Source organism: Erwinia persicina, assembly GCF_014838825.1.
In the GTDB taxonomy this organism is placed as follows: domain Bacteria; phylum Pseudomonadota; class Gammaproteobacteria; order Enterobacterales; family Enterobacteriaceae; genus Erwinia; species Erwinia persicina_A.
The window spans coordinates 417,071-434,263 of sequence record NZ_JACYMO010000001.1 but is presented as its reverse complement, the minus strand read 5'-3'; the positions used below and the strand labels follow the sequence as shown (position 1 = coordinate 434,263).

Here is a 17,193-nt window from a genome sequence, read left to right as displayed (position 1 = left end):
GCCGGTCACCCCGCCGGGGTCATACGTTACTGTGCCGGGGCATCCTGCGAGGTGCCGGCGCTGGCAGGAACGCTGCTGTCAGCATCGTTACCACTGCGCTTATAAACAATTTTCTGCGTGTCGTTTTCACAATGGCCGACAACCTGTCCGCCAGCCTGATCCGCCTGATCGTTAGGAACCACATCCAGCGTAAAGCCAGAAGCGGGAACCCCATTATTAATAATTTTCTGATTAATATCCGCTTTGACCGTTTCGCACGAAGCCTGTACCGCAAGCGGTGCGGCAAAGAGCAGTGCGGTTAATACCCAATTAATGCCTTTCATTTGTTCATCCTTTTTGCATGAAATCTGCGCTAACTATAGCAGGAAAGTCAGCTTATGGCGTAACAGCACGACCGGTACGGCGATCGAGGCAGCGCAGCGTATTAGGCTCCCAGTACGCATTGAGGTTCATGCTCTTTTCACAGCCTTCCTGGGTGTCAAAAGCCTGATCCACCCGGTCAAACTCTTTTTCCACGCGGTTATTCACTTTGCCACGCAGGCGGTGAGTGGCATCCCACTGCTCTTTCTGTTCGCGGGCCTGCTCTTTCGTCAGCGCATTATCGCCATCCTGAATAATCAGGTGGTCAGTGCGCGCCTGGGCAGCGTGCTGAACGGAAAACAGCGCGGTCAGCAGCAGCAACGGCAAAGAGGCCTTAGCCAGACGTTGTTTTACAGTTTTCATGATGTTCGTTTCCTTGTTGGGGAGCATACAGCCACGGCATCTGCACTTGGCAGATCATGTGTTGTAGTATATCACCAGCTTTCGGGCACCCACCAGCCGTGCGGTACCGCCGTTGAACATTAAGAGAGAAAAGTCCCTGTGTTGACCACAACATTACTGTTTTTTGCTACGGCCCTGGCCGAAATTATTGGCTGCTTTCTGCCCTACCTGTGGCTAAAAAAGAACGCGTCTGCCTGGCTGCTGCTGCCTGCAGGACTCAGCCTGATGGTGTTCGTCTGGCTGCTGACGCTGCATCCGGCGGCCAGCGGTCGCGTCTATGCGGCCTATGGCGGCGTGTATGTGGTCACCGCGCTGCTGTGGTTACGTATCGTTGACGGGGTAAAACTTAGCAGCTACGACTGGGTCGGTGCTGCCGTGGCATTTTGCGGCATGCTGATTATTGTCGCGGGGTGGGGACGGGCCTGAAAACAGACCCGGAGAGACTGAATTACGCTTTATGTACCCGCAGACCCGCCTGGCTCTGACCGACCGGCATCATCTCCAGCGCGCTGATATTGACGTGCTTTGGCAGGGTGGCCACCCACCACACGGCCTCGGTCACATCCTCCGGCGTCAGTGGTTCAGTACCGTCATACACACTGTCGGCGCGGCTGTCATCGCCTTTAAAACGGACGTTCGAAAACTCCGTACCACCAACCAGGCCCGGCTCAATATCGGTCACACGCAGTGCGGTGCCGTGCAGGTCGGTGCGCAGGTTAAAGCTGAACTGGCGGACGAACGCCTTGGTGGCACCGTAAACATTGCCGCCCGGATACGGCCAGCTGCCGGCGATAGAGCCGATATTAATGATATGACCGACATTGCGCTCCACCATGCCGGGCAGCAGCGCGCGTGTCATATACACCAGGCCTTTGTTGTTGGTGTCGATCATATCCTCCCAGTCTTCCAGGCTGGCACGCTGTGCAGGCTCAATGCCCAGCGCCAGTCCGGCATTGTTGACCAGAATATCGATGTTGCGCCACGCCGCAGGCAGGGAGGCCACGGCCGCGTCGATGCCCGCACGGTCGCGCACGTCCAGCACCAGCGTGTGAATACTGTCGCCGTATTCTTCTTTCAGCGCATCCAGACGTTCCTGGCGGCGGCCGGTAGCAATCACCTGATGGCCCTGGCTGATAAAGCGGCGGGTAATGCTCTGACCAAATCCGGCGGTCGCCCCGGTAACAAATACAATCATCTCGCTGTTCCTTAACCCGTTTTAGATTTTTCCCACCTTATCATTTCAGGGCAGAGCTGATAAGGCGCTATTGATGGTGACGAATAAGAAAAGCTGCACCAACAGCGTGCAGTCGCCGCCTGGCCTGCCTTATGGCAGTGCGCTACAGGCGGGCAGAATGCGCGGGCCGGGTGTTTTTTACTTCAGAGCAATCGGTTGCCTTTTTAGCAACCGGTTGCGCAACCGTTTTACTCTTTTAAAATGCGCCTTCACCCCTCTTTTTCTTTGTAACCATTTGAATAAAAGAGAAAAATTGAAAACTGGACGAATGGCATAACTCTTGCAAATCTTAAGCGATACGATCCCGCACTGCCGACCCGCATCGCGGCCTGATTTTAAGGAACAGTTATGACACAGCACTATACCCAGGCCATTCGCGCCCGTTTTTTTGATATCACCCGAACGGTGGAAGAACCGCAACAGCTGCCCGAGGCGGCACGCTATCTTGATGATGGCCTGCTGCTGCTGGATGGCGGTACGGTCGTCGGGTTGTGGGACTGGGAGGAGGGCCGTCATCTGCTACAGGACGGCAGGACGCTGCTGGACTGCCGTGACCGGCTGATTGTGCCGGGGTTTGTCGATACGCACATCCATTACCCGCAAACCGAGATGATCGGTGCCTTTGGCGAACAGTTGCTGGAGTGGCTGGATCAGTACACCTTCCCGGTGGAAAGCCAGTATCACTGCCCACAGCACGCCGCCCGCATGTCAGACTTTTTTCTGCAGCAGTTGCTGAGTAACGGCACGACCACCGCGCTGGTCTTTGGCACCGTCCATCCGCAGTCTGTCGAGGCCCTGTTTACCGCCGCCTCAGCGCTGGAGATGCGCTTGATTGCCGGTAAAGTGATGATGGATCGCAACGGCCCGGACGCTCTGATGGAAACGCCGGAGCAGAGCTACCGGCAGACCCGGGAACTGATTGAACGCTGGCACCGTCATGGCCGCCTGGGCTATGCGCTGACGCCGCGTTTTGCCCCGACGTCGTCCCCGGCGCTGCTGGCGAAAGTGCAGCAGCTGCGTGAAGAATTTCCGGACACCTGGCTGCATACGCATCTCAGCGAAAATCCGCAGGAGGTGGCGTGGGTAAAAGCCCTGTTCCCCCAACACAGCGGCTACCTGGATGTGTATCATCAGTATCAGCTGACCGGTGAGCGCAGCGTGTTTGCCCACTGCCTGCATCTGGACGACAGCGAGTGGAACTGTCTGCACCACACCGGCTCGGCGGTGGCCTTCTGTCCGACGTCGAACCTGTTTCTCGGCAGCGGCCTGTTCGACCTGAACACCTGCTGGCATAAAGGGGTCAAAATGGGGATCGGCACTGACGTCGGGGCAGGCACCACCTTTAATCTGCTGCAGACAATGGGCGAGGCGTACAAGGTAGGCCAGCTTCAGCGCTATAAGCTCTCCGCGTGTGAGGCGTTTTACCATGCCACGCTGGGTGGGGCGAGAGCCCTGGATCTGGATGGAAAGATTGGTAATTTCATGCCGGGTAAAGAGGCGGATTTTATGATGCTCGATCCAGCAGTTTCGCCGCTGCAGCAGATGCGTCACGCCAACAGCCGCGATATCTGGGAGCAACTGTTTGTGCTGATGACCCTGGGCGACGACCGCAATATTGCCGCCACCTGGGTCAACGGCCGCTGCGTATGGCAGCGTGACGAGAAGGAGCAGGCCGCATGATCCAGTTCTTACTTAACCAGCGCCTGGTCAGCGAGGACCATATCGACCCCAATACGACGGTGCTGAACTATCTGCGCCAGCATCAGCGCCGCTGCGGCACGAAAGAGGGCTGCGCCTCCGGCGACTGCGGCGCGTGTACCGTGACGCTTGGCCACGTGGAGGGAGGGCGCATGCGTTACCAGACGGTTAACAGCTGCCTGACCTTTGTCAGCCATTTGCAGGGCAAGCAGCTGATCAGCGTGGAAGATCTGCGCCAGCCGAAGGGACTGCACAGCGCACAGCAGGCGATGGTGAACTGCCATGCCTCACAGTGTGGCTTCTGTACTCCCGGATTTGTGATGTCGATTTTTACCCTGCAAAAAAACGGCGGTGGGGCGGAAAACCACCAGATAGAGCAGGCACTGGCCGGTAACCTCTGCCGCTGTACCGGCTACCGGCCCATCGTCGACGCCGCGCGACAGGCCTGCGCTGCAGAGGGGACAGACAGCTTTCAGCAGCAGGAGGCGGCCACCGTGGCGCAACTGCTGTCACTGCACTCCCCGGAGATGCAGGAACTCCGCTGGCAGGGCAACCGCTGCCTGCTGCCGAAAACCATCAAACAGCTCAGTGATGCGTTGCTCGCTCACCCCGGGGCGATGCTGCTGGCCGGCGGTACCGACCTCGCGCTGCAGGTTACACAACGCGGCGAAACCCTGCCGCTGCTGATCGCGGTTGGCCAGATCGATGAGCTGAAGCAGTGCGTCAGTCATGATGACGAGAGGGTGATAGGCGCGGGGGTATCCCTGAGTGCATGCTGGCAATGGCTGGGCGAAGCGATCCCGGCGCTGACGCAGATCCTGGCGCGGTTTGCCTCGCAGCAGATCCGTAACCTCGGTACGCTGGGCGGCAATATCGGTAACGCCTCACCGATTGGTGATATGCCGCCGATGCTGCTGGCGCTGGATGCCTCCCTGATCCTGCAGCAGGGCGACCAGCAGCGTCGCCTGCCGCTGGCGGATTTTTTCCTTAGTTACCGCAAAACGGCACTGCGTGAGGGCGAGTTTATCCGGGCGGTGGCGATCCCCCATAGCGCAACGGAAGAGCATTTCCGCGCCTGGAAGGTCTCAAAACGGCGTGAGGACGATATCTCGGCGGTATTTGCCGCCTTTACGCTGGCCACCGATGACGCAGGCCGGGTCAGCCGCGTGCGTATCGCCTTTGGCGGTATGGCGGAAACTCCCCGACGCGCCTTTCACTGTGAACAACAACTGCTGGGGCAGCCGCTGACCGCCGCGACGGTTGAGAACGCCTGCCGCGCCCTGGAGCAGGATTTCCAGCCCCTGAGCGATTTTCGCGCCAGCGCGGCCTACCGCCTGCAGCTGGCAAAAAACCTGCTGCGGCGTTATCACGCCTCACTGAGCGGTGAACTGACTCTGACGGAGGTCTCTGACTATGTCCCATAAACCCCCGGTCGTCATACCGGATGCGCTGGCGCAACAGTTTCAACAGGACACTCCGGGTGGCGTGGGCAAAAGCACCCGCCACGACAGTGCCGCGATGCACGTCAGCGGCGAAGCGCGCTATATCGACGATCGCCTGGAGCTGCCCGGCATGCTGTATCTCTGGCCCCGGCTCAGCGAACATGCTCATGCGCGCATTCTCAGCATTGATGTCGCGCCCTGCTATCGTGTTCCGGGCGTAGTTCAGGTGCTGACCTGGCAGGACGTGCCCGGCGAGCTGGATATCGGGCCGCTGGAACCTGGCGATCCGCTGATGGCAAAAGAGATCGTGGAATACGTCGGGCAGATGGTACTGGTGGTGGCGGCAGAGAGTGAACAGGCGGCCCGTCAGGCCGCCGCACTGGCAGTGATAACCTGTCAGCCGCTGACCCCGATCCTGGATGTAAAGCAGGCTCTCGCTCAGGGCAACTTTGTTCAGCAGCCGCATGTCCACCGGCGCGGAGATGCAGATGCGGCGCTAAAAAAAGCGGTGCATCGCCTGCGCGGAGAGTTTCATATCGGCGGGCAGGAGCACTTTTACCTGGAAACACAGGTGGCGCTGGTGGTGCCGGGTGAAGACCGCGCCCTTCAGGTGTACTCATCCACGCAAAACCCGACCGAGGTGCAAAAGCTCGTAGCGTCGGTGATGGGCCTGACGATGAACAAGGTGACCATCGATATGCGCCGTATGGGCGGGGGATTTGGTGGTAAAGAGACCCAGGCCGCAGGTGTCGCCTGCCTGTGCGCAGTGGCGGCACGCCTGACCGGACGACCGGCCAAAATGCGTCTGTCCCGGCGCGATGACATGCTGACCACCGGCAAGCGGCATCCCTTTTTTGTTCGTTACGAGGTTGGCGTGGATGCCGGGGGCCGTTTTAGCGGGGTAAAAATTGACCTGGCGGGTAACTGCGGCTATTCCCTGGATCTTTCCGGATCGATTGTCGATCGTGCGATGTTTCACGCCGATAATGCCTATTATCTGGGCGATGCGCTGATCACAGGCTACCGCTGCCGCACCAATACGGCCTCCAATACCGCCTATCGCGGCTTTGGTGGACCGCAGGGCATGGTCGCGATAGAGCAGATTATGGACCATATCGCCCGCGAGCTGGGCCTTGACCCGCTGACGGTGCGCAAACGTAATTACTACGGCAAAGAGACGCGCAACGTCACCCATTATCATCAGACGGTACAGGATAACCTGCTGGATGAGATCACCGCACAGCTTGAGCAGAGCGCAGACTATGCCGCACGACGGGCGGAGATCGCCGCTTTCAACGCGGCCAGCCCGGTGATGAAACGCGGCCTGGCGCTGACTCCGGTAAAATTTGGCATCTCTTTTACCTCCAGTTTTCTCAACCAGGCGGGCGCGCTGCTCCTGATTTACACCGACGGCACGGTGCAGTTGAACCACGGTGGTACGGAGATGGGCCAGGGGCTGAATACCAAAGTGGCGCAGATTGTGGCGGAAGTGCTGCAAATTGACATCGACAGTATTCAGATCACTGCCACCGACACCGGCAAAGTGCCCAATACCTCCCCGACGGCGGCCTCCAGCGGTACCGATCTTAACGGTAAAGCGGCACAGAACGCGGCGGAGATCCTGCGCGACCGTCTGGTCGCCATGCTGTGCAGGCTGCACGCCTGCGAAGCGCAACAGGTGCGATTCAGTAACGGCGTGGTACAGGTCGGTGAAAACTATTTCAGCTTTGCGGAGGTGGCGCAGCTGGCCTGGCTGAATCAGGTACCACTGTCGGCCACCGGGTATTACCGCGTGCCGGGGATCCACTATGACCGCCTGGCCGGGCGCGGTGAGCCATTCTATTACTTTGCGTTTGGCGCAGCCTGTGCGGAGGTGCTGATCGACAGCCTGACCGGCGAGTATCGGCTGCTGCGTACGGACATCCTTCATGACGTCGGTGCCTCGCTCAACCCGGCTATAGATACCGGGCAGGTGGAGGGGGGCTTTGTACAGGGCATGGGTTGGCTGACCACGGAAGAACTGGTGTGGAATGATCAGGGGCGGCTGCTGACCGACGGCCCGGCCAGCTATAAAATTCCAGCCATTGGCGATGTGCCACACGACCTGCGGGTCACGCTGGTCGAAAATCGAAAAAATCCGAAGGACACGGTGTTCCACTCCAAGGCGGTGGGTGAACCGCCATTTATGCTGGGCATTTCGGTCTGGTGTGCATTACAGGATGCGGTGGCCAGCATTGGCGGTTATCGTCAGCACCCGCTGCTGGATGCGCCCGCTACGCCGGAGCGGGTGTTCTGGGGCGCAGAGAAACAGCGTGCAGGAGGCGGGCATGCGTAGCGACGACTGGATCACTATTCTGGCCAATCTGCGCGATCGCGGTGAGCCCTGCGTGCTGCTGACGGTGCTGGACGATCGCGGATCCGTGCCGCGCGATCGCGGCAGCAAGATGGTGGTGTCCGCCACTGCGACCTGGCTGACCATCGGTGGCGGCCATCTGGAACATCAGTCGGTGGCTATTGCGCGCGACATGTTACTCAACGGTCATTCACAGGCGCGCTGCGAACAGTTCAACCTGGGGGCCCGTCTCGGGCAGTGCTGCGGCGGGGTGTGCAGCGTGCTGTTTGAACCGCTGATACAGCCGCAGCCCCAGATCGCCGTGTTTGGTGCCGGACATGTCGGGCAGGCGCTGGTGAGCATTCTGGCTACGTTACCCTGTCACGTTTTTTGGGTCGATGAACGGCCGGAACAGTTTTCACGTGTGCCGGAGGGCGTCACTGTCTGCTGCCCCGAGGATCCGACAGAGCAGGTGAGGCAAATGCCAGCAGGCAGTTACTATGTGGTGATGACGCATCACCATCCGCGCGACCAGCAGCTTTGCGAGGCCATTCTGCGCCGTGACGATGCTGCCTATGTCGGCATGATTGGCTCGGCGACCAAGCGCCAGCGCTTTGAATACCGGCTGGAAGGGAAAGGCTTCAGCCGCGGGCAGATAGATCGCCTGCACTGCCCGATTGGTCTGCCGGAGGTGACGGGCAAGCTGCCCGCTGAAATCGCCGTCGCGGTCGCCGGGGAGATCGTTGCCTGTTATCAACGGCGGCAATGATTTTGCACGACCGTCCTCTGGCGATTATGCTGAGAGTTCAGCTACATGGAATGGGAGCAAAGAAATGAGGATCGCACCGTTAGTCTGGGCTATCAGTCTGGCCCTGACCGCCAGCGCACAAACCGCGCTGGCGGCAGAGTCGCAAAAGGAGAGTCGCCACATGGCATCGCAGCAGAATAATCCCTTCAGTCACGCCAGCCCACTGCCTTTCCAGGCTCCGCCCTTTGACCGTATCTCTGCCGGGGATTACCGTCCGGCGCTAACGGCGGCGATGGCGCAGAAGCGTGAAGAGATTGCCCGCATTGCGGATAATCCCGCCCCTCCGACGTTTGAAAACACCTACCAGGCGCTGGAGCAGAGTGGACAGAGCCTGCGGCGGGTAAATAACGTCTTCAGCGCCATGACCTCGGCCAATACCAGCGATGAACTCCAGGCGCTGGATGAAGAGATGTCACCGAAGCTGGCCGCGCTGGACGATGATATTAAACTGAACGGCAGGCTGTTTGCGCGGCTGGATAAGGTGTATCAGCAGCGTCAGCAGTCAGGCCTCGACGCGGAATCGCTGCGCCTGGTGGAAGTGACCTGGCAGGCATTTGTGCTGGACGGTGCGCGCCTGAGTGAGACAGAAAAAACCGAACTGAAAGCCCTGAATCAGGAGTCAGCCACGCTCGGCACCCGCTTTACCAATCGCCTGCTGGCAGCCACCAAGTCCGGCGGCGTGCTGTTTACCGATGCGCAGGCGCTGGCCGGTCTGAGCGAGGCGGATATCGCTGCCGCTGCCGGGGCGGCTGAGGCACGCGGCCTGAAAAATCAGTGGCTACTGGCCTTACAGAACACCACCCAGCAGCCCGATCTGCAGGCGATGAGCGACCGCAGCGCGCGTGAAAAACTGTTCACCGCCAGCTGGACCCGTGCCGAAAAAGGGGACGGTAATGATACCCGGGAACTGATTGCGCGACTGGCACAGGTGCGCGCAAAGCAGGCAAAACTGCTGGGCTATGACAGCTACGCCGCGTGGAAACTGCAGGATCAGATGGCAAAAACCCCCCAGGCCGCCCTTGATTTTATGCGGCAGATTGTGCCGGCGGCTACCGCCCGGGCACAGCGTGAAGCAGGGGATATTCAGGCGGTGATTGACCGGCAGAAGGGCGGATTTACGCTGCAACCCTGGGACTGGCTTTTCTACGCTGAACAGGTGAGACGAGCGAAGTACGATCTGGATGAATCGCAGATCAAACCCTTCTTTGAGCTGAATAACGTGCTGGAAAATGGCGTGTTTTATGCGGCTACACAGCTGTACGGCATTACCTTTAAACCACGGCCAGACCTGCCGGTGTATCACCCGGATGTGAAGGTATATGAAGTGCTGGATAAGGATGGCAGCCCGCTGGCGCTGTTCTATGCCGACTGGTTTAAGCGTGATAACAAAGGCGGCGGCGCCTGGATGGGCAACTTTGTTGAGCAATCAACGCTGCTGGGCACCCGTCCGGTGATCTACAACGTGGCCAACTTCAGCAAACCTGTTGCCGGGCAGCCCGCGCTGCTCTCCTGGGACGATGTGATCACGATGTTCCACGAGTTCGGCCATGCGCTGCACGGTATGTTCGCCGACCAGCGCTATCCGAGCCTCTCCGGCACCGAAACTCCGCGCGACTTTGTGGAGTTTCCGTCACAGTTTAACGAGCACTGGGCCAGTTATCCTCAGGTGTTCAGTCATTTCGCCCGCCATTACCAGAGCGGGGAACCGATGCCTGCGGCACTGCGCGATAAAATGCTGCGTGCCAGCACTTTTAACAAAGGCTATGACATGAGCGAATTGCTGGCGGCAGCACTGCTCGATCTGCACTGGCACAGCCTGCGCGAGGGAGAGCCGCTACAGCAGGTGGATACCTTTGAGCAGGGCGCGCTGGAAAAAGAGCACATCCGTCTGGCGGCCGTACCGCCGCGTTATCGCTCCAGCTATTTCCAGCATATCTGGGGGAACGGCTATGCCGCCGGGTATTATGCCTATCTGTGGACCGAGATGCTGGCCGACGACGGGTTTACCTGGTTTGAGGAGCACGGCGGCCTGACGCGGGAAAACGGCCAGCGTTTTCGTGATAACATTCTGTCGCGCGGTAACAGTGAAGATCTGCAGCAGCTCTATCACGACTGGCGCGGTCACGACCCGGTGATTGAGCCGATGCTGCACAACCGTGGCCTGAAATAAATCTTTCGCTGAAAGGAATTCTATGACGATTTTACTGCAACGCCGCCAGCTGCTGGTGGCGGGTGCGGCGCTGGCGCTGACCGCCTCGCTGATGCCATTGAACGTATTTGCAGCCAGTGATTCGCTGCAGCGGCAGCTTGCCGCACTGGAAACAGAGGTGAACGGCCGCATCGGGCTGGCCCTGATCGACAGCGCCAGCCAGCAGGCGTGGAGCTATCGCGGCGACGAACGCTTCCCGCTGTGCAGCACCTTTAAACTGCTGCTGGTCGCTGCCGTTTTAAAACGCAGCGAGTCGCAGCCCGCCCTGATGCAACAAACCCTGCACTGGACACCCGCAGATCATCTGAGCTATATGCCAGTAACGGCGAAGCATCCGCAGGGGATGACCGTCAGCGATCTGTGTGCGGCCGCGCTGCAATACAGTGACAACCTGGCGGCCAACGTGCTGCTGACGCTGCTGGGAGGACCCTCATCGGTAACGCGGCTGGCCCGATCTTTAGGTGACAGTGTCACGCAGCTCGACCGTAATGAACCGACGCTCAACACCGCCATCCCGGGCGATCCGCGTGACACCACCACGCCGCTGCATATGTCGCATAGCGTGCAGCAGCTGTTGGTGAAGTCGGGATTACAGACTGCCCAGCGACAGCAACTGATCGCCTGGCTGAAGGGGAACACCACGGGTAAAAACGCCATTGCTGCGGCGCTGCCTGCTAGCTGGGAAATCGGGGATAAGACTGGTAGCGGGGGCTATGGCACAACCAACGATGTCGCTATCCTCTGGCCTCCGGGCAAGGCTCCGCTGATCCTTTCTATCTACTTTACCCAGCATGCCCCGGAGGAGCAGAGTCGTCAGGACGTGCTGGCGAAAGCCGCCAGCATTGCACTGAAATCCTTTATCTGATCGTTAAGGGTCACCCGCTTCAGCCGGGCGGCCCGCGATCAGCGTGATTTATCCAGCGACCAGGTCGCTGAACTGACATTCACTTTCACCGGCAGCAGCCCAATCTGGGTAAATTTATTGGCCAGTGCCTGCTGCTGCTTAAACACTTCCGGCGTCATCCGCTCCGCACCATAGGGCATTCTGGCCAGCGCCCGCTGCCAGATGGGCTGCGGCAGACCGGTGGATGCCGACAGGATCCCGGCCGCCTGCGCCGGGTGAGCATTAGCCCAGTCACTCAGGGTACCCAACTCATCCACCACCTGCTTTGCCGTCTGCGGCCAGCGGTCGGCAAACTTGCGACTGGCAAGGTAGAAGGTGTAGTGCGGTACCAGGCCTTCCGCATTTTTGACCAGGCGCGCGTTGGCACGGGTTTGCACTTCGGCGTAGTACGGGTCCCAGATCACCCACGCATCCACCGCACCGCGCTGAAACGCCGCACGGGCATCCGCCGGCGGAAGGTATACCGGGGTAATGTCCCTGTAGCTCAGTCCGGCATCTTCCAGTGCGCTGACCAGCAGGTAGTTCACGTCAGAGCCTTTATTCAGCGCCACGCGTTTCCCTTTCAGGTCAGCCACGTTTTTAACGGGCGAGTTTTCCGGCACCACAATAGCCTCGGTTTTGGGATTCGCCGGGGAGTGGGCCAGATAGACCAGATCAGCCTGGGCCGCCTGAGCAAAGACCGGCGGTGCATCCCCGGTTGCCGCCAGATCGATGCTACCTACGTTCAGCCCCTCCAGCATTTGTGGCCCGGCGGGAAACTCCACCCAGCGCACGGCAATACCCTGCTTTTTAAACTTTTCGTCCAGGGTGCCGCGGTATTTCAGCAGGGCGAAAATATTGGCCTTTTGATAGCCGATGTTAATGGTTTTTGGCACAGATTCTGCGGCCGCAGCCGACAGGGTGGTCGCAGTAACGATGGCGGCGATCAGACCGCTTAAGCGTGCTTTTTTCATGTTATTTCCCCAGGAGATAAGAGCAATGGGAAAACATAACAAAATGCCTGGGAGAGGCTTAACGAGGAGTTATGATAACGATATGCGCAGAGCGGATAACGCGCTTGTCTGTCGCACGGAGTGAGGAAAGCCTCAATCCGTGCGGCAACGGTGCTTACTGATACTGCAGATAGGCGACGTGGGTTTGCAGATACTCTTCCAGCCCGTGACGGCCATCGGCACCGCCAATGCCGGACTTACGCCAGCCTGCATGGAACCCCTGCATCGCTTCGAAATGCTCACGGTTGACGTAGGTTTCACCAAACTTAAGCTGCTTCAGTGCCAGCATCGCCGTGTTGAGGTTGCGGGTGAAAATAGAGGAGGTCAGGCCGTAGTCGCTGTCGTTGGCCAGCGCGATGGCTTCATCTAGCGTACTAAATTTCATCACCGGAAGAACCGGGCCAAATGTCTCGTCCTGCATAATGTCCATCTGCTGCTCTACGTTGGTGAGCAGGGTCGGTTCGAAGAAGAAACCGGTGGTGCCCGCCCGTCTGCCGCCGGTGACGATGGTCGCGCCCGCAGCGACGGCATCCGCCACTTTCTGCTCTACGCGCTGCAGGGCGGCCGCTGTGATCAGCGGGCCCATATCCAGTCCTTTCTGCGTTGCAGGATCACCCCAGGTGACTTTTTTAAAGGCTGCGCTCATGCGCTCAACCACCTCATCGTACACTCCGTCCTGCACATACAGGCGCTCGGCGCAGTTACATACCTGCCCGGTATTGATCATCCGCGAGGCAACAACTGCCCTGACGGCCAGATCGAGATCGGCATCGTTCATAATAATCGCCGGAGCTTTACCGCCTAACTCCAGCGAGACTTTAGTGATGTTGTTTGCCACCGCCTGCATGGTAGCAACACCGGCCCCTACGCTGCCGGTCAGGCTGACCAGGCCGACTTTCGGGCTGGCCGCCAGCGCATGGCCTACCACCGGGCCATAGCCCGTCACCAGGTTAAACACCCCAGCAGGCAGACCGATGTCGTGCACAATCTGTGCGAATATGATCGCGTTGTTCGGCGTCAGTTCACTGGGTTTTATCACTATCGTATTGCCAGTCAGCAGGGCCGGAGCGGCCTTACGGGCGATCAGGAAGAACGGGAAGTTCCACGGCAGGATGCCGGTGGTCACGCCAATGGCTTTCTTAAAGACCAGAATATTTTCCTGCGGGCGGTCGCTCTGGACAATCTCGCCCTCGTAGCGGCGGGCCCATCCGGCCATATAGTCCAGGTAGTCAGCGGTGAAAAAGACCTCGGTTTTGGCCAGTTCCTGCGTTTTACCGCCTTCCGCGACAATGACAGCCGTCAGTTCGTCGGCACGCTGACGCACGCCCTGAGCGATTTTCTGCAGCCAGTGACCGCGCTCGATGGCGGGCAGCGCTTCCCAGCCGGGCTGGGCAGCCGCAGCGGCATCAATGGCCCGCTGTGCATCGTCAGCACTGCCTTCGGGAATACGCGACAGCAGGGCTTCCGTCGCCGGGTTGATCACCTCGATCCAGCGATCGGCGCGGTTTTCGACAAATTCACCGTTGATGTACATCTGTTGCTGAACTGGGTTCATGGCAGCTTCTCCGTGACATGATTTTTACAGGGTTGTTAACGGACAGCATAAAGGCTGTTGCAGGCCTGAAACGGTGCAACAGCCGGGCCGCAATCACCTTGATCTGGCTGCCATCAATGAGAGCTGGCTGGCAAAATCCGCAAGAACCCCGTGTCGCATCTGGCATTTTTGAGATTTAGTGTTGAATATGAGCGGCTTAGCGAAAATCACGCCATGACGGGTGGCCAGCGCTGAGATCGGTGATTTGTGATCGTGGTCGGTGGAAGGCGCTGAATTTTGCCAGATTTGCTGCCAGTGGGGCAGCCAGCGTAAGGTTGAACGGTACGCATTCTCCGTAGACTCCTTCGTCATCAGGGCAAACAACAACGAAGGAAAACAAAAAATGAATGAAGCCATCGTCTCCGGTATTTTGTGGCATCTGGTCGGGGCCGCCAGTGCTGCCTGCTTTTACGCACCCTTTAAAAAAGTTCGTCACTGGTCATGGGAAACCATGTGGTCAGTGGGGGGGATCATGTCGTGGATCGTGCTCCCCTGGGCGGTCAGCGCCATCCTGCTGCCCAACTTCTGGGCCTACTACAGTTCATTTACCCTTGCCCAGCTGATGCCGGTCTTCCTGTTCGGCGCAATGTGGGGGATCGGAAATATCAACTATGGCCTGACCATGCGTTATCTCGGTATGTCGATGGGTATTGGCATTGCTATCGGTATCACTCTGGTCGTCGGTACGCTGATGACCCCGCTTCTGCAGGGGCGTTTCGTTGAGCTGTTCAGCTCTGCGGGAGGCCGGATGACCCTTCTGGGGGTGCTGGTCGCCCTGGCGGGCGTGGCGATTGTCTCCCGTGCCGGGCTGTTAAAAGAGCGGGCCATGGGCATCACCGCAGAAGAGTTCAATCTGAAAAAAGGGCTGGTGCTGGCGGTGATGTGCGGGATCTTCTCCGCCGGCATGTCATTCGCCATGGATGCCGCCAAACCCATGCACGACGCCGCTGCGGCGCTGGGTATCGACCCGTTGTATGTGGCACTGCCAAGCTATGTGGTGATCATGGGCGGCGGTGCGCTGGTTAACCTTGGCTTCTGTTTTGTCCGGCTGGCCACCCGATCAGACCTGTCAGTCAAGGCCGATTTCTCCGTGGTGAAGTCGGTGCTGATGGCCAATATTGCGCTCTCCCTGCTGGGCGGTACCATGTGGTATCTGCAGTTCTTCTTCTATGCCTGGGGCCATGCACGAATTCCGGCACAGTACGACTTCGTCAGCTGGATGCTGCATATGAGCTTCTATGTGCTGTGTGGCGGCCTGGTGGGGTTGATACTGAAAGAGTGGAACAACGTCGGACGTCAGCCGGTGCGCGTGCTGAGCGTCGGCTGCTTTGTGATTATCCTGGCAGCGAATATTGTTGGTCTGGGAATGGTTTCCTGACGGCAACGTCAGGGTAGCAGTCAGGGGCTGGCCAGGCGGTCAGCCCTTGTGCATGCTGCGCATCAGGCTTTTTCGTGGCGGGCGAGGGAAGGCGGACGAACAAACTGCTGGCGCCATGCGCTGGGTGTCATGCCGGTCTCGCGGGTAAACACCACCGAGAAATAGTTGCTGTCATCGAAGCCGCAGCGGGAAGCCACTTCGCCAATCAGACCGTCACTGGTTCGCAGCAGGTGCTTCGCCTGGCACAGCTGCAGCTGGCGGAGGTAATGACCGACAGTCATCCCGGTCTGCTGGCGGAACAGCTGTTTTAGCGCCCGCTCGGCCAGCTGATGCTGTTCGCAGAAGGTGGCGAGGTCGAAAGGCACCGCTATCTGCCCCTGAATGGCCGCCATCAGCAGATCGAGCTGTTCCCCCTCCGGCATCTGCCAGGCGCGATCGGACGCATAGCGATGGCGCTGCAACACCAGCGCCAGCTGTAAAAACAGCGCTTCCGTCAGCTGACGCGACAGCACGTCGCTTTTGCGGCTCTCCTGTTCCAGCTGCTGGATCACGCCGCGTGCCAGCGCCATCCCCCGCGTGGTTAACCGCCATGCGGCGGACTCGGGCGGGGGCAGCAGCTGCGACCAGTCCAGACTCAGCTGAAAGCGCTCCGGGCAGTAAATAATATTATCCAGCGCCAGCTCATTGACCGACTCATAGCTGTGACAGTCATCGGCATTCAGATAGAAGATGTCGCCGCAGGTGACCAGCCAGGGCCGATCATTCATCACATGCAGGCCATTCCCGCGCCACACCAGCACAATCTCATTGAATTCGTGAACGTGAGGCGGGAAGGAGGGTTGTGAGGTACGTTCAGCCACCGCAACGGGCATTTGTTCAGACGGTAAATAGTCAGCTTTTGCCAGCCGAAGGAGAGCAGTCACGGATCACCTCATCAGTTATGTTGTCGCAGTGTACGGGGAGAACAGCCAAACTCACGCTTGAACAGCGTAGAAAAGTGATTGCTGTCACCAAAACCACAGTGAAACGCAATATCGGTAACGCGCATTTCGCTGTGGCGCAGCAGATGACGGGCCTCCAGCAGCCGCAGGCGGTTAAGGTAGCGCTGGGGCGTACTGCCGGTCTGATGTTTTAACTGGCGATGCAGCGTGCGCAGTGAAAGTGAGAAGCGGTCAGCCAGGCCTTCCCAGTCAACGTCCTCACTGTAGTGATCCGCCAGCCAGTCCAGCAGACCACGCAGGCGGCTGTCCTGATCGTCACTGTCCGCAGCACTGCATCCCTGACGCAGCAGGACCAGCAGGCGCATGAAATACATCTCCTGTTCCGCCTGACTGCTGAGGCTGTCATTCAGCGGCGGCTGCACAAGGTGGTCGAGCAGCTGCCTGGCCTGGGCCAGTACCTTATTGCCGATGCGCCAGTGGGAAGGGTAGTGGCCGTCCTGCTCCTGGGGCAACAGATGTTCCAGCCCCGCCAGAAAACGGAACGACTCCGGCCCGCGATACAGCACGTTTGTCAGGCACAGATTCTCGGTTTGCTCATACAAGTGGCGATCATGGCTGCGGACAAAACAGACACAGCCGCTGCATAACGGCTGCGACTGCCCGTTAAACACATGAATGCCTGCCCCCTGCTCAACAATGACGATTTCATGAAAATCATCATGATAGTGTTCAGGAAACACGCCCTGCGGCGCACGGGGTTCAATGGCGACGGGGAAATGCCCTGTCGGGAAGAAATCAACGCTGTGCAGCACGGTCATGATCGTTTCCTCTTTAACATTCAGGTAACAGAGTCTACGCAGCAGCGTAAAACGACACCTTGAATTTTTGACCGGGAATCG

At 59.0% G+C, this 17,193-nt stretch carries 17 protein-coding genes; 9 read left to right on the top strand and 8 right to left on the bottom strand.

What is annotated here, in order from left to right; genetic code table 11:
- Positions 1-26 precede the first annotated feature (26 nt).
- Positions 27-323: a DUF1161 domain-containing protein gene (locus IFU29_RS02020; protein ID WP_191932442.1), complete on the bottom strand. Its 297-nt coding sequence runs from the start codon at positions 321-323 to the stop codon at positions 27-29.
- 52 nt (positions 324-375) lie between these two features.
- On the bottom strand, positions 376-723 hold the full coding sequence (locus tag IFU29_RS02015; RefSeq protein ID WP_191932441.1) for a DUF1283 family protein: 348 nt from the start codon (positions 721-723) through the stop codon (positions 376-378).
- 138 nt (positions 724-861) lie between these two features.
- Here IFU29_RS02015 and IFU29_RS02010 point away from each other — a divergent pair, with 138 nt between their 5' ends.
- The gene (locus IFU29_RS02010; protein WP_191932440.1) at positions 862-1,188 is read left to right on the top strand and encodes a YnfA family protein; all 327 of its coding nucleotides are present in this window, start codon (positions 862-864) and stop codon (positions 1,186-1,188) included.
- Positions 1,189-1,210: 22 nt separating this feature from the next.
- Here IFU29_RS02010 and ydfG read toward each other — a convergent pair whose 3' ends face one another.
- The gene (gene ydfG / locus IFU29_RS02005) at positions 1,211-1,957 is read right to left on the bottom strand and encodes a bifunctional NADP-dependent 3-hydroxy acid dehydrogenase/3-hydroxypropionate dehydrogenase YdfG (RefSeq protein ID WP_191932439.1); all 747 of its coding nucleotides are present in this window, start codon (positions 1,955-1,957) and stop codon (positions 1,211-1,213) included.
- A gap of 73 nt (positions 1,958-2,030) precedes the next feature.
- Here ydfG and IFU29_RS02000 point away from each other — a divergent pair, with 73 nt between their 5' ends.
- The 7 genes from IFU29_RS02000 to bla all read left to right on the top strand — a co-directional run bounded on the left by IFU29_RS02000 (position 2,031) and on the right by bla (position 11,350).
- Positions 2,031-2,273 (top strand): hypothetical protein, encoded by a 243-nt coding sequence (locus IFU29_RS02000; RefSeq protein WP_191932438.1) that lies wholly within the window; start codon positions 2,031-2,033, stop codon positions 2,271-2,273.
- A 71-nt stretch (positions 2,274-2,344) separates the two neighbouring features.
- Complete coding sequence (guaD, locus tag IFU29_RS01995; protein WP_191932437.1) at positions 2,345-3,676, top strand: guanine deaminase; 1,332 nt, start codon at positions 2,345-2,347, stop codon at positions 3,674-3,676.
- Positions 3,673-5,118, top strand: coding sequence for a xanthine dehydrogenase small subunit (xdhA, locus tag IFU29_RS01990; protein ID WP_191932436.1), 1,446 nt, complete (start codon positions 3,673-3,675; stop codon positions 5,116-5,118). The genes guaD and xdhA overlap by 4 nt, the downstream gene beginning before the upstream one ends.
- Positions 5,108-7,471 (top strand): xanthine dehydrogenase molybdopterin binding subunit, encoded by a 2,364-nt coding sequence (gene xdhB, locus IFU29_RS01985; protein ID WP_191932435.1) that lies wholly within the window; start codon positions 5,108-5,110, stop codon positions 7,469-7,471. Before xdhA ends, xdhB begins: the two co-directional genes overlap by 11 nt.
- The gene (xdhC, locus tag IFU29_RS01980) at positions 7,464-8,237 is read left to right on the top strand and encodes a xanthine dehydrogenase accessory protein XdhC (protein ID WP_191932434.1); all 774 of its coding nucleotides are present in this window, start codon (positions 7,464-7,466) and stop codon (positions 8,235-8,237) included. Before xdhB ends, xdhC begins: the two co-directional genes overlap by 8 nt.
- Before the next feature lie 64 nt (positions 8,238-8,301).
- Complete coding sequence (gene dcp, locus IFU29_RS01975) at positions 8,302-10,446, top strand: peptidyl-dipeptidase Dcp (RefSeq protein WP_191932433.1); 2,145 nt, start codon at positions 8,302-8,304, stop codon at positions 10,444-10,446.
- A gap of 22 nt (positions 10,447-10,468) precedes the next feature.
- Positions 10,469-11,350: a class A beta-lactamase gene (gene bla, locus IFU29_RS01970; RefSeq protein ID WP_191932432.1), complete on the top strand. Its 882-nt coding sequence runs from the start codon at positions 10,469-10,471 to the stop codon at positions 11,348-11,350.
- 38 nt (positions 11,351-11,388) lie between these two features.
- Here bla and IFU29_RS01965 read toward each other — a convergent pair whose 3' ends face one another.
- From IFU29_RS01965 to IFU29_RS01955, 3 genes are all read right to left on the bottom strand, one after another.
- Positions 11,389-12,342: a sulfonate ABC transporter substrate-binding protein gene (locus IFU29_RS01965; protein WP_191932431.1), complete on the bottom strand. Its 954-nt coding sequence runs from the start codon at positions 12,340-12,342 to the stop codon at positions 11,389-11,391.
- A gap of 154 nt (positions 12,343-12,496) precedes the next feature.
- Complete coding sequence (gene aldA / locus IFU29_RS01960; RefSeq protein WP_191932430.1) at positions 12,497-13,936, bottom strand: aldehyde dehydrogenase; 1,440 nt, start codon at positions 13,934-13,936, stop codon at positions 12,497-12,499.
- A 93-nt stretch (positions 13,937-14,029) separates the two neighbouring features.
- Positions 14,030-14,332, bottom strand: coding sequence for a hypothetical protein (locus tag IFU29_RS01955; protein ID WP_191932429.1), 303 nt, complete (start codon positions 14,330-14,332; stop codon positions 14,030-14,032).
- On the opposite strand from IFU29_RS01955, the gene rhaT reads away from it, so the two are divergent.
- Entirely contained in the window at positions 14,319-15,353 is a 1,035-nt protein-coding gene (rhaT, locus tag IFU29_RS01950; RefSeq protein WP_191932428.1) for an L-rhamnose/proton symporter RhaT, read from the top strand. The genes IFU29_RS01955 and rhaT overlap by 14 nt on opposite strands.
- Before the next feature lie 62 nt (positions 15,354-15,415).
- On the opposite strand, the gene rhaR is transcribed toward rhaT, so the two are convergent.
- Together rhaR and rhaS are read right to left on the bottom strand one after the other, a co-directional pair.
- A complete protein-coding gene (rhaR, locus tag IFU29_RS01945) occupies positions 15,416-16,276 on the bottom strand; it encodes an HTH-type transcriptional activator RhaR (RefSeq protein WP_191932427.1) in 861 nt (286 codons plus the stop codon).
- Between the two features lie 11 nt (positions 16,277-16,287).
- On the bottom strand, positions 16,288-17,112 hold the full coding sequence (rhaS, locus tag IFU29_RS01940) for an HTH-type transcriptional activator RhaS (RefSeq protein WP_191932426.1): 825 nt from the start codon (positions 17,110-17,112) through the stop codon (positions 16,288-16,290).
- Positions 17,113-17,193 lie beyond the last annotated feature (81 nt).